This is a genomic window from Poseidonocella sedimentorum (genome assembly GCF_900116005.1).
GTDB lineage: Bacteria > Pseudomonadota > Alphaproteobacteria > Rhodobacterales > Rhodobacteraceae > Poseidonocella > Poseidonocella sedimentorum.
Window position 1 is genome coordinate 1 of record NZ_FOYI01000015.1, and the last position, 12672, is coordinate 12672.

The 12672-nt window shown below is 57.2% G+C and carries 12 protein-coding genes; 3 read left to right on the top strand and 9 right to left on the bottom strand.

Going from position 1 to position 12672, the window contains the following annotated elements; all coding sequences use genetic code 11:
* From BM353_RS15115 to BM353_RS15150, 8 genes are all read right to left on the bottom strand, one after another.
* The coding region (locus BM353_RS15115; protein WP_177220570.1) for a transposase at positions 1-267 on the bottom strand (267 nt) is incomplete at its 3' end.
* A gap of 1125 nt (positions 268-1392) precedes the next feature.
* The gene (locus BM353_RS15120; RefSeq protein WP_092082351.1) at positions 1393-3240 is read right to left on the bottom strand and encodes a TniQ family protein; all 1848 of its coding nucleotides are present in this window, start codon (positions 3238-3240) and stop codon (positions 1393-1395) included.
* A gap of 55 nt (positions 3241-3295) precedes the next feature.
* Positions 3296-4234 carry a TniB family NTP-binding protein gene (locus tag BM353_RS15125; RefSeq protein WP_092082353.1) on the bottom strand — a complete coding sequence of 313 codons (939 nt, stop codon included), beginning with the start codon at positions 4232-4234 and terminating at the stop codon, positions 3296-3298.
* A complete protein-coding gene (locus tag BM353_RS15130; protein WP_092082355.1) occupies positions 4234-6456 on the bottom strand; it encodes a Mu transposase C-terminal domain-containing protein in 2223 nt (740 codons plus the stop codon). Before BM353_RS15130 ends, BM353_RS15125 begins: the two co-directional genes overlap by 1 nt.
* Positions 6456-7127, bottom strand: a complete 672-nt coding sequence (locus tag BM353_RS15135; RefSeq protein WP_143104185.1) for a PDDEXK family nuclease — start codon at positions 7125-7127, stop codon at positions 6456-6458. The genes BM353_RS15130 and BM353_RS15135 overlap by 1 nt, the downstream gene beginning before the upstream one ends.
* A gap of 191 nt (positions 7128-7318) precedes the next feature.
* The gene (locus BM353_RS15140) at positions 7319-7762 is read right to left on the bottom strand and encodes a hypothetical protein (protein WP_092082359.1); all 444 of its coding nucleotides are present in this window, start codon (positions 7760-7762) and stop codon (positions 7319-7321) included.
* A 77-nt stretch (positions 7763-7839) separates the two neighbouring features.
* Entirely contained in the window at positions 7840-8244 is a 405-nt protein-coding gene (locus BM353_RS15145; RefSeq protein WP_092082361.1) for a hypothetical protein, read from the bottom strand.
* 247 nt (positions 8245-8491) lie between these two features.
* On the bottom strand, positions 8492-9037 hold the full coding sequence (locus BM353_RS15150; RefSeq protein WP_245759675.1) for an RNA 2'-phosphotransferase: 546 nt from the start codon (positions 9035-9037) through the stop codon (positions 8492-8494).
* A 157-nt stretch (positions 9038-9194) separates the two neighbouring features.
* On the opposite strand from BM353_RS15150, the gene BM353_RS16710 reads away from it, so the two are divergent.
* A complete protein-coding gene (locus BM353_RS16710; protein WP_143104186.1) occupies positions 9195-9485 on the top strand; it encodes a hypothetical protein in 291 nt (96 codons plus the stop codon).
* A gap of 159 nt (positions 9486-9644) precedes the next feature.
* Here BM353_RS16710 and BM353_RS16715 read toward each other — a convergent pair whose 3' ends face one another.
* Positions 9645-10592: a hypothetical protein gene (locus BM353_RS16715; protein ID WP_143104187.1), complete on the bottom strand. Its 948-nt coding sequence runs from the start codon at positions 10590-10592 to the stop codon at positions 9645-9647.
* Positions 10593-11039: 447 nt separating this feature from the next.
* On the opposite strand from BM353_RS16715, the gene BM353_RS16720 reads away from it, so the two are divergent.
* Complete coding sequence (locus tag BM353_RS16720; protein WP_143104188.1) at positions 11040-11654, top strand: DUF6932 family protein; 615 nt, start codon at positions 11040-11042, stop codon at positions 11652-11654.
* A complete protein-coding gene (locus BM353_RS15165; protein WP_092082367.1) occupies positions 11647-12603 on the top strand; it encodes a hypothetical protein in 957 nt (318 codons plus the stop codon). The genes BM353_RS16720 and BM353_RS15165 overlap by 8 nt, the downstream gene beginning before the upstream one ends.
* Positions 12604-12672 lie beyond the last annotated feature (69 nt).

Here is a 12672-nt window from a genome sequence, read left to right on the forward strand (position 1 = left end):
CTCGAGGAAAGACGGGAAGTACGACCCGGTACGCAGACGCGGAATGCGCAGCTCGACGCTGCCCGCACGGGTCTGCCAGTCTCGGTCGCGGTATCCGTTCCGTTGCGCCAGCCGATCGCTGCTTTTCTCGCCGTAATCGGCACCGGTCTTGGCGCCGACCTCAAGTTCCATCAGCCGCTCGGCTGCGAAGCCGATCATCTCACGCAGCAGGTCGGAATCGGCACTCTTTTCGACAAGCGCACGCAGGTCCATCATAGGTTTGGTCATCGGGTGTCGTCCTTGGTTGAGAGCGATGATCTGGCACATCTCGGCCCGCCCGAGAACACCAAGACCCGACAGGATATCGATGGGACGAACAATATGTGGTGCGGCAGGCTCAACGGTCATGCTGCGGACATTGCACACCATCGTGCAAAACCGCAATTGGCCCCGGGTAGGTCTAAAGCTGAGTGCATATTTTGGAGAACATCAAGGTCCACTTCGGCTGATCTACATCGCAGCGCCGTGGGTCCTAATCGAAGGCGGCTTGGGGCCGGTTGCGTTCGGCGTTCCAGCCACTTTAGGGCACACCGAGGTATCCAACTGGCTCCATCTCTGATCCGTGAACTCGGAGGAGCGCCGTCCCTCTGTCATATTTACGAAGACGATTCCTATTCGGTGGGCGGACCCGCCCCCGGTCAGCGTGTTCAGGTCTCGCTCTATTGCCAGAAGGAAATCCTTCGCCGAGCCTGGATCGTTTCCGATCGGGTCCGGGCGAGGGCTGCGCTTGAAAGCGTGCACCGTCCCCGCCGAAGCGGAACGATGAGCGTCACCTGAGTCTCATCGGCGAACCGTCGGCGCCATCTATCTCATAGGCGCTGGACCCAAACGGATCTTGTGACTGAGAATAAGAAAGGCCGCGAATGATCCACGGCCTTCTTTTGGTCTCGCCGTATCAGAAGAGTCGATTGCTCTGGCTCCGGGCTGGCCCTATGTCAAAAGGCAGGAGCCAGCCTTCGAAACGAACTTTGCGTCCCGGTTACGTCTCAAGCCTCAATGTGCGCGTTTTGCTTGGAAAATGTGCGCAAAACTCCCCAAAAAGCGCAAACTTTGCTTGGCGGCACATCTGACTACTTCTGAAGCGACCAGCAATTTATGGCCATCAGCCGCTCCTAAGTCATTGATATCTGGAGGCGTGGATTCGGAAAAATCTGCCGATTTGTCCTTTTGACAGGCAAATCGTGACCACGAAAAAAAATGGCCCATAATCTGAAAAAAGCCCGTTCCGCTTCCTACAGATTTATAGCTCCCGGTCCCGATCACGGCAAACGAAAAAAGGCCGCCCGATGGGCGGCCTTTGTGTGCAGAGTTGTTTCCTTTTGCCCGTCGGCAGCACTGCCGCGCGGGGATAATTCACGCCGGTTCGATCGTCGGGATAGCTGCTGCGCAGTAGAGATCGAGACCGATTTCTGCCTCACCGAGAACTGGTCGCACGCCGCACTTTTTCAGCGTCGCTACGACGTCTTTCTTCTCGACGTCGTTTGCGTTCGCGACACGTATCTCGGTCGTGTATTCGGATGCGAAGGCCGCAACGGTATCTTCTCTGAACCGAAAAAACCGATGCTGTCGGTTCGGACCCTCGATCACGATGGGTTCAAGTCGCGGGTTTTCCTCCCGGTGCACCAACTCCCATCCGGTGGACTTCGGAAGTTTCAGCCGCGCAAAAGCTTGCGAGGCGGAGATGCCAGGTAGATGGAGGGCTTTTTGAGTTCGGATTTCGACTGGATCGACGAGGATTGCGGCATAGCCTTCGACCTCACCGATACGCGCAACATTCTGTAGGAAGCCGCCAAGCACGAGATGCACGATCTCCATGCAGGACAGTCTCGCCTTCTCGGCGGCCTTGGAAATCGGGACCATCCCCTCGACCGCCTTGTCAGTGGGCCGTGTGGATGCACGCAGGGCCAGAAGGAACCGCTCAATATCCCGGTTGTCGATCGCTTTTCGAGTCCGCCCAGCAACTCGCTTCCGGCCATCCGCGATCGGATCAAGCATGCCTTCGTCAACGAGCTGTCCTGCCTGGGGCCGTGTGCAGTTCAGCGCCTTCGGCAGTGATATCACGTTCGTGGAGCGCTGGATCGATGCTGCGACCCGGTCGCCCTCGTCCGCGTCAAAAACGTGATAGCCCGTGACCTTGCCGTCAATTGGAACCAGTCCTCGCGCTGCGAGAACGTTCCGAAGCGTCCGCGGATCAAGCTTCGCTTCGGACGCGAGAGACTCCACGCTGTGAAGGCGACGGCGAGGCAGTCTCTCTCCAAGGATCGACGTGCCCGCCGCAACCTCGATCGTCGCGAAGATATGTTCGCGCATGATGCGACGGATGTCGCCCGGGTCCTTCGAGTTCTTGGGCGAAGCGAGCCATCGATACGTCGCGCCCAGGACGTTGCCGCGCTCGGGTTTGATGCCCTGCTTCAGAAAGCGCGATTGCGTGGCTTGAAACGCATCCCGGATGCCGCCCTCCCCTTTCGAGGTCGCCGCGTAGCCGGCACGGCCTGCGGCATCCCAATCGTTGTCGGAGAGCTGGCCAGGTTGCGCCTCCGGTCCAAACTCCAGAAGAACGCCCAGCATCTCGGTCGCACGGACAGCCTGCTCGAGTGTCTGACTGTCGAGCCAGGTCGGGCCCATGGCTCCATCGAGGCGCGCAATGACGTATTCCTGCAAGGGCGATGGAGATCGCTGCAAAGCCCCGTCCACCAGTTCATCCAGGGCATCATTGCGCTCCGGGACCCGCAGCGCCAGCTGGTGGAACGCGTCATCCCACGCCACCTTTTTCCTGCGAATGAGCGCAAGGCCATGCACGGGACAAGTCCGCACCGGGCGGAGCGTCCAGATCAAGCGCCCACGGCGGGCAAGCGCTGGGTCAGCCCCTCCTGCATCGTCCTCTCGCAGGCACGCCGGGCAGAAAACCGTGTATGGGTTGGCAAAGAATTCCGCGCTCAGCACGTTTCCCCGGAGGTCAAACCAGCGCTTCCCAAGGCTGCGCGCCGAGTTGCGGTGAAGATCGGCCACATCGACGCCCGCCATGGAGGCCAGACGCTCCAAGGCCTGATCTTTGCATGCCAACAGGTCGCTGGCCTTCACCTCTATGTCACGAAGAAATGGGAGAACAGACGACCCGATATGCAGGCTCGCGAGACGGGCTGCGTAGGAGATCGCCGTCTCCTCCGGGTCGAATTCAAGAAAAGGAAACAGAACCGGCATGTTTGGGCCCTTCGTGGTTGAGTGATGTTTTGAGGTGAGAAGGCTCAAGGCGTGCCTATGCGATCAGCTTGATCGACGACCATCGAGGAGACAGAAAGACGTTGTCGCTGACGGAACATGCTTCCTGAGCGAAGAACGCGTCCGCGAAATGCTGGGCAGCCAGCGTGGTATCTCCCCGCAGCAGTGCGATTTCGATGGCGCTGATCATCTGCTCGATACAAAGGCCAAAACGCTTTCGACCTGCATGTATGATGCGTTCAAGAAGGTCGCCGGCTTTGGGCGGTTCGAGACCAACGCGTTCGCAGAAACTGACCATGAGTTTCCAGATCAGATTTGAGTCCGTGGAGGCCGTCACCGGGGGCAGCTCGAACTTCGAATAGCGGCGCTGGACCTGGTGATCGAACGAGATGCTATCCCAGAGGCTCTCGATGCCCGAGAGGATCACGATCACGGCCCCGTCCCCCTGCATCAGGGACTTGAAAGTCTTGAGGATGTGGGGGGCCTCGGACTTCGAGCCATGCGGGAAGAGATCGTGGGCTTCATCGATCCAGAAAACGACCGTGCCCAGCATCTTAAACCGCTCACGCAGCAGCTCCCACATCTCCCATACAGTGCGCTTCTTCTCGCCGCCGGTGTAGCCGGTTGCCTTGAGGGCTTCCTGCGCCACGCTTTTCAGCGTGGCGGGATTGGGAACCGTAATGCTGACCACCGGCCTGCTCGTCTCCGAGGGCTTCAGCCCCGGATGCATAGCAAGGCCGCGCTGCACGAGCGATGTCTTTCCCCCACCTGCACCGTCGACGACAATGATACCGCGCGCCTCGCCCGTGGACGTAAACCTCACAGGTTCTGCGATTGCCGTCTGCTCGTTGGTCGCGATCAAACGGTCGAGTGCCGTTGCGAAATAGCCATCACGTTTCGTGGCAATGTAGCTTCCGCGAATACCCGCAACGGCGGCGCGGATCTCCTGTTTGGAGCGTTGTGTGTCGGTGGTCATTATTTGTCCTCGATCTGGATATCTGGGTCGTCCAAATCGTCATCCGAGAGGGGATAACGGTCGGCACCGCCCGAAAATTCGTCCGATTGGGCGGGGACGGAAACGTTGGCGGAAGATTGGTGAACTTTTTTCTGCACACCCCCGTAAACAACTGAGTCCGTTGTCGGCAGGTCATACCCGTAGCTGCGGTCGGCCTCCTGTTTCGGTGTGGCTTCGCGATCGGCCTCGATCTCAAACCCGATGAAGAGGTTCTCCTCCTCTCGAAGCAGCCTCTCTTCGCTCCAGTCCTCAACGAGAAGACCCACCCGCCGCATCGCATTGGCGTTGATGGCCTCGATCTCGGTGATCGCTTGCAAGACAATGCTTTCTTGGAGAACCGCCTCATGTTTGAAACGGGCTTGCAGCGCTCGTCGCGCCAAGAGGTATGATTGGGCGCGGACCCCATCAAAGCTCCTCATGACGGATGGGACTTCGAACCACTCTCCATCGACCTCGACAGCGATAGAACCAAGATCTTCGCCATACCACCGCAACCTGACCTCATGCTTCCGGCGCCTTAGCATCAATCTGGCGAGCGCTTCGGAATGATAGCGGAGCCCGAGAACGGTAATTCCACCTTCGCCGACGACGCGAGTCATTCGGGTGCCGAATGCCATGCGCCGCCGCCGCAGGTCGGCAGCAGGGGCGACACCATACTTCTCGGTCAAACGGTCCCAGCAATTGCCCGGCGTCTCCCCGTCCAGGCCCTCGTGCGGACTACGGTGGTAAATATCTACAACCCAGCGTGTCAGCGCTGCACAGAGGTCGTCAGCGGTCAGGGCAGCCCTTCCCTTCGAGTCATAGTCGCCCCGCTCGATCATGTTGCTGAAGGTGCGCCCCGTCAGGCGCGGCATCAGCTGGATTGACGCCGTCTTGAAGACTCTCTCGACCCGTCCACGCATTTCCGGCAGGCCGCCGGGCGCATGTGCCAGACTGATGCCAAGGTCTTCGGCCGCCACCCTGACGTCGTAGGACACGTATTCGGAGCCGCAATCAGTGAAGATGTAAGGCGTGTGTCCGCGCATGTGCCACGACGAGAGCGAGCCAACAGCATCCGACCAAATGCCCTTATCCTGCATCATCATGTCGAGCGTTTGGATTGTCGCTTGCCCGGAGGGCGTGCGCGACATGCGCATCGCAAGGATGCAGCGGGTCGTCGCGCACATGGCGACGGTGAGCCACCAGCGCTTCTTCTTTCCCGTCAGACCAAGATCTCGTTTTTCCTCGTCAGTCAGGAAATGGAGAATACCGGAGTCGGCCAGCAGCGATATCAGATCGACTTTCCAGGTATCCATTTCAACACGTTGGAGAGGCCGAGTGAGATTAAGACCAATACCGGTCGGAGCATGCTTGCGCCGCGCGGCTTCGGGACCTTTTCGTGCGACGTCGCATTGATAGGGGTCGAGCGCCAAAATGGCTTGACGCACCGTTTCTTTGGAAGGGCGCACGAGTTCCGCAACACCGTTGGCACGACGGCTGGCATTCTCCTTTTCGAAGGCACATTTGACGTCCTTGTAAATTTCAGCCTGCGTTTTCTCTTGCGTCGTCATGTAGCCACGAACGCAATCTGCCAGGATCATCTGGGTGCGTGGGCACAGCCGCCGACTGGTATTGCCTTGCTTGCCAATCCCGTCGAAGAGGCCCGAAATCCCGAACCTCTCGTAGGCAGTCACCCATCGGCGCAGAGTGCGCGCACTGAAATTGGGGACAGCGACGATGCGTTTCTGTCTTTCGCCCTCGTCGTAATGGCTATCGCCCTTGAGCAACTTGGCCGCTCGACCTGTGATAGTATCGAGCATGTCCCCGACGACCTCGTCCGTGCGGTTGACATGCCCTTCTTCTTCCAACTGGAGGAAAGCCAGCACGGCGCCCTCCTTGGCTCTCGCCCGGAGATGCTGCTGCGCAGGTAACATGGAAAGGAGTTCACTGGGTGCCTTGAGGCGCGCCCTGGCGTGTTCAGGAAGGAGGGCTTCCCGTTCATGCCGCACGCGACCAAGTTGGACCAACCGGGCAATTTCGGCACGGCTGAAGCTTTCCGCGACGCCTTCTCCGTCGAGACGCACAAATACGTAGCCTGCTTCCGACGCGTCCACGGGACGATAGGCGATGTCGCCAATCGTTACTTTGTCGTGGGTCTCGAATGCGAAACGCGGGGTTTGCGGGCTTGGCGCAAAGTCCAGCATCAGCCACCCCTCCGACGAACGAGGACCTCGGGCTCGATGCGTTCATGGGCAACGGGTTCGAGTTGATGGCTCCTGATCATCCGAACGACGGCCAGGAAGCCACGGCCGGAGAATCCTGCTGCTGTGACAATGTCTTGAATCTTCGCAGCGCCGTTCATCCCGGCAACCACCTTTTGAACCGCTGCATCGGGCTCCGGGTCGGACAGGCGAACGCTATGGATCAGCTCGGCGTTGTGCACCTCGATTGGGTCAAGATGCTTTTCCGTTATCAGCGATACTTGATCAGCGACGTCTGGGGTGACCTGGCAGGCAAGACACTGCATCTCCGCGAGGAAATCAGGTTTCGCCGCTTGCCGGCTGTTCTTGACGATCAGGACAATCCGCCTTCCGTCGCGCAGTGAAATCCTGAAGTCGAAAAAGTGCCGCCTGGCTTTGCCGGTCTGATCGATCCATTGGAAAAGCACTTGGCTCTCCAGGTCCACGACCTCCTGGCGCGCCAGCATCACGAGCGCTGTTTGCCGCTCGGTGTGGCTCTCGAATTCGATTACCTGGCCTTCATCCTCGCCAACGATGATGCTGCCCGTGAAGTGCTTCTGCACCCCCATCTTGATCCTGCGCGCCGCACTGGACGGTTTCGGGAGAATGAAGTTGCCGTCTGGTGTCAAATACATGTCGAGCTTTCCTCTTCGAGCTGTGTTGTCGTTCGAGGCGGGAAATTTGAATCTTTCGTCCGACGCAGAAGCGATTTCCTGAAAAATCGCACAACCACTTGTTCGGAATTGATTATTTCTATCGATCTCGAGGCGCAGTGCTCGGCGGCGGCCAAGCGCTACGCCGCCCGTTGGCGAGATCGCTGGCGGTTCTATGTTGCGAGAAGGCGCAAGAGAGCACGTTCTGCGGCGACCCTGTCGAGCGTCTGCGCGCGAGCCACGAGGAAGCTCTCGAAAACCTTCTGAACAGCGAGGAGCTCTTCTCCGCGCGGGCTGTAGACCTCGCAATCGCGGACTTCACCGTGCTGGCCGGCGGCATCATAGTGGGTCTCGAAGAAGCGCCGTTCGGTTCCCTGGATCTCGGCGCGCAGGTCAGCTTCCAAAATGCCCCGGACGGCTTCAAGCGAAGCTTCGTCACAGGGATCGAAGGGGTTGCGGTCAGCCAGCCGGCGAAGTGTTCTTTCCACGAAACCGTAGTCCCGGCTGGTCCCACCGAGCCAGACAGAATGAGCTGCCTGCTGGAATTCCCTTCCCAAGCGGATGGCCAGGGTGGCCAGATCGTCGAGCGTGTCACCACGCATGCCCGTTGTGTTCATCGGAAACCTCTTCGGTTGCACTGCCACAATGGCGGTGCGTCAAGGCTCGATCCCCGAGACGGGAACCGAGCGTTCCTTCAGGCTGCGGTGAAGTGATCCACAGCAGCCGTTCTGGCGAGGCCTTGGTCCGTGGCGTCGATCGCGTCGAGGATGTCCGCGAGCATGTCGGTCAGAAGACAGATCGTTTCGACCTCGCGGCACCCGGGATGGATCTCCGAGAAAAGCGCGCTTTCGAGGCATTCCGGATCACCGACATCATCGAGGGAAAGCAGCCGATGGAGCGATGCCAGGTCACGGCGGATACGCGGCGTGATTTTGCCAGCGTCCTGAAGCTGGAGGGCGCAGGAAACAACCTTCGCTTCTGCCGATGCTCCTCCCAGCATTGCAGCGGCTTCGGCCAGCTCGTGGCCGTGGTCGAAAAACAGACAGGCAACAAGGCCAAGGCACTCGTCGCGGGATTCAGTGGGCACAAAGTCGAACATCGACGCGGCTCTTTTTGATTACGCTGCTCCGATGCGGCAGCTTCAAGGACGCCCATTTCCACCTTTCTCGGGGCTTGTTTTGGTTGCTTCGAAAATAAGATTGGCCGGTTCATCAAATGACGAAGCGGATTTTTGATTTTTTTCGGCAGCCTTCGCAATGCCAGTGCAAGATCCAGGCAAGTATTCAGCGCCATGCAAATGTTGAACGCATGCGATCCTGGAGAGGAAGTGCGGCGGGAACGCCCCATTACTCCCCACTGTTCCAAAAACTGAGAAAACCTACGGGCACGATGTCAGTGAGCCAGACACCATCGTCGGCCACAAAGAATAGATGCCCCATTTCATGCATGCGCAACGTCGCGACCTGCAAAACGACAGGCTTCCCATGTCGTCGCCCCACGGCTTCTGCGACCGAAGGCGTCACACTGAGGTGGACTTGCCTCCGTCCCATTGGTCTGAGGCCCTCAGAGAATATGCTGTCGTGGTTCTGGCGAGCAGTTCCGTGATAGAGGTGTTCCGGTGGCGTGTGAGGCCCGAGGCCCAGGTCAACGTCGATCGAGTGCCCTTGAACTGCCCTGATGAACTCGCCGTCAGCAGAGATCGCGAACCGGCTTTTGTCGTTGTTCTCGACGAGGTGTTGCAACTCATCGCGAGACATGGGTCGTCCCGTCTTCTTCATGGCGCGTAGCAACAGTTCGATCTGTGCCCAACCGGCTCGATTGAGCTTCAGCCCGAGCTCTTCAGGTTTGTGCCTCAGAATGAAGCTCAGGAACTTGCTTTGGCGTGACATCATCGCTCCTCCTATGTAAAGGAGAGAATCTTGGCCGGTTCTTCGCAAGCGGAAGGACTTTCTGACGAATGCTTGCCGTTCAGCACCGTTTTCAGTGCTGCAATGGACATTCACTGGCGCGGGCAAAGTCCTTGCCTTTGTGCCCCCAAGGCACAAAGATATGTTCAAGGTCAATGTGGGACGAAGCAAAATGTGGAAACGCATACAACCACTTGTCGCAACTATTTGGCTCTGGTTCCGCTCCAAATCTCTTTTTGTTCAGTGTCTTTTGGTCATACCAATCCTCTGTGCGATAGCTTTTACGGCACTGATCGGCAATGTTGGATTGGCACTGATGGGTGGAGCTATTGCACTCTCAGGACCTATTGTTGGATGGTTGAGTGGTGCTGCTGTTTTGATCCTCGGCAAAGCGACATCAATCATTTGGCGGGACCGAAGCCGTTCAGACTGATTGCCCTGATCGAAAATTCGCTACGCACGGACCGCAACCGTGCGCTTCAAAAGACCGACCATTCGTGGCACGAGCCAGCATTCTCAATTGGCAACACTCGGGGCGAGGAACGGGTGGACTTGTCCTTGGCTCTCTCACCCTCCTGTGCTGCACCCCCACCTAAGCATTTGGAAAGTCTATGACAACGTCCTTGCCGAGGGTCAGACCCACCGCATTGCAGGCCGCTTGAATAATCCTTAGCTTTTCTCGGTTGGCGATATTCGTCCCTATCAGCCAACCATCAAAAATCTCTTCCGCTCGAGCCAAATCTGGACGCTTTGGGTAGATTTCCTCCGGTGAGCGCGCGATGTGATTGCGAGACTTCCCACGCGCGCCATGTGCAATGTCGAGCATTCGATCGGGATACCGTTTCGCAATTTCACCGAGAATCTCCACCAGCGCCGACTTCGCCGTGTTGGTTGTTCTCGTCTCACCGAAAAGCTCGAAAGTAACCTCTCTGCTACCGGAATTGGATGAGTTGTTCGTATTGGACGACATGACGAGGTTTGCGGGAACAGAAGGTCTAACTGAAGCTTCGACAGCTTTTGGCGCCACAGGCTGCTCAACGCTCGACGTGAGAGAAAGTGATTGAAGGAATGCCAAAACAGCAGTGCTGGACGGCCTCACGCCGGAGATCGCTTCAGTTTGATCTTGCAGCAATTCTACAAGCAGCTCTTCCGGTTCCCCTACCAATGATTGCCATGCTTGCGGGATGCTGCGCTGTGCCTCTCGACGAGACCGCAGATCACGGAAGTCCAAATCAACCGCATCTCGGGCTTCACCCGTTCTCACTCTTTCTCTCTGGAGATAACGCCTGAACGTTTCCTCGAGCTGGTTTTCGTCTCGCTCGACGAGGTGGAGCTTTTGAACTCGGCGCTGAGAGTAATCGCCCTCTCCTGGCGGATAATAGAAGCTCCATTCCCGGCCATCCGTGAGCACGCAAATCGGAACACCTTGATGGAAAGCATACTCGAATAGTTGTTTATCTCCGGAACCAGCGCGTCCCACCCCCTTGACCTCAATGAAGACGCTTGGCTGCCTCACGCCACCAAAAAGGGCAAAATCCACCCGACCACCTGGCATTGAAAACTCTGGAACAATCTGAGCGGGGTCAGCGTCATCCCACCCAAGTGACCGAAGGATTGGAAGAACTACACCAACCGAGACCGCAGCCTCATTTTGGTATGCACCTTCCTCAAGTCGGGAACGTATAGATCTGATGAGGGTCTGTAAGGACATTTGCCATCATTGTTGCGGCATGGTTCACTTTGCAAGCCTCCAGAAACATGTCTTGCCGACCCGTATGCCTGTAAGGCCACTCGTTCGGCCCAAATTCGACTTTCGCGTAGGAGCAGGGCGCCGTGCAGCAGCATCCCTGAAGCCGACACTGGTGGACACAGGCTGACTTTGCTCAGAAGGCGGACAGTTCAGGTTACCAAGAAAGAAGCTTCAGGCCGCGTCAAACAGCGATGAGATAGTCTTGGACAGCCAATCTATTACAAGGATAGTCTGTAGATGGAGGAAGTTTTCGAGATATTCATGCCCATTCCCGATTTTTCAGCACACGGCGCTCTGCCGCCGTTCATTTCTGGTCATGCCACAAGTCGAGCCGCGCGGTCACCCTATCCCGCATCCATGCTCGATCTGGTTGAGCGCTTCTGCACATCACCGGACCGCGCCAGACTGTTACGGGGTCTGAACCTCTACAGAAAGCACCTGCACTCGGGTGGGTTTGTTTCAGGGTATCAGTGGATTGACGGCAGCTTCGTAGAGAACGTCGAAAAACTACGAAAGCGCAGCCCAAGTGACATTGATGTCGTGACCCTGTTTAACCGTCCACTGAAATATCAGGCTGACCCCAAATCTTGGCCATCGGATTACGAAGGACACTTGTTCGCAAGGTATTTCGATACGAACGCTATGAAACCCGTGTATAAGTGCGATACCTACGGCATAGACCTCGATGTAGGCTCCCGTGCCCTCGTCCGGAATTCAACATATTGGTTCGGGCTCTTCTCCGACATGCGGGATACGGTCGCAAAAAAAGGAATAATTGAAATTCCTCTTGCATTGGACGCTATGGAGTTCAACGCGGTCGATCTGGCAATAGGGGGTAAGTTCAATGTCTGACCTCCAAAGAATGGCAGAGTTGGAAAGGCAACTGTCGGAGCTCGAAGCTCTTGAGGAGGAAGCCGAGTCTGACGGCGACGTGGTGGGGCGGCTGAGCTTCAAGACAAGGCTGGATATCGTAGCCACGGAACTTGCAGCACTCCGAGCGAGAGATGCTCGGGTCGCGGAAGTGGCTATACTGTTTGACGGTGCCCCTGTTGAGGGAAGCCGCACCATCGACGCGACCTTCGCTGCGCAGGCGCTTACCTACTTTCAGGCAGTTGTAACTCGCCTTTTCGCTTCAAACTTAAAGGGCGAACTTGCGGCGCGCGGAAAAATCAAAGGAGCCGACCTCGCCGCCCTAAACATTCGAGGTATCGCAACAGGCTCATTTGGGTTCATCCTTGAAGAGAAGGACGCACGTCAGGCCAGCGCCGTCAAAACGCCGATCCGCGAGTCTCTTGAGGAGGCTGCGGCCCTATTTGAAGAGTTCACGCAGGAGAATGAGGATGAATTTCTTATCGATGTCGATGACATCAATCCCAGGGTATTCCGCGCACTCGCACAGTTCTTCCGGCACCTTGAAAAGAATGAGGCGGCCTTAAAAGCCAACCTTCCCGACCGTCAGTATTCATTTGATCGGGCAGGAATTGAACGCGCCTACCGACGAATTTCTGAAACAAATGTAAAGATTGAACCAGTCATCTGGGTCGGAACACTTGTTGGACTTTCACCCATTAAGCGCACCTTCGATTTTAAGCGGGATGGTGCACAGGAAATAGTGTCCGGAAAGTTCAGCCATCAAGTAAGCCAAGACTACTTGGAGCGGATCGAGGGCGATCAGGGAATTACATTGGGCGCCCGTTTCACTGCCAAGATCGAGATCGGAACAATCAGAAAGCCTGATGGATCGATTAGCGTCAGTTACACTGTGACCGACCTTGTCGATGCGCCATCGGCGGAAGTGTAGATTTTTGCGCGTGACTTGGCGCCCAATATAGCCCTCAGATGGAACATCCTTTCGAGACCATGCAGTCCT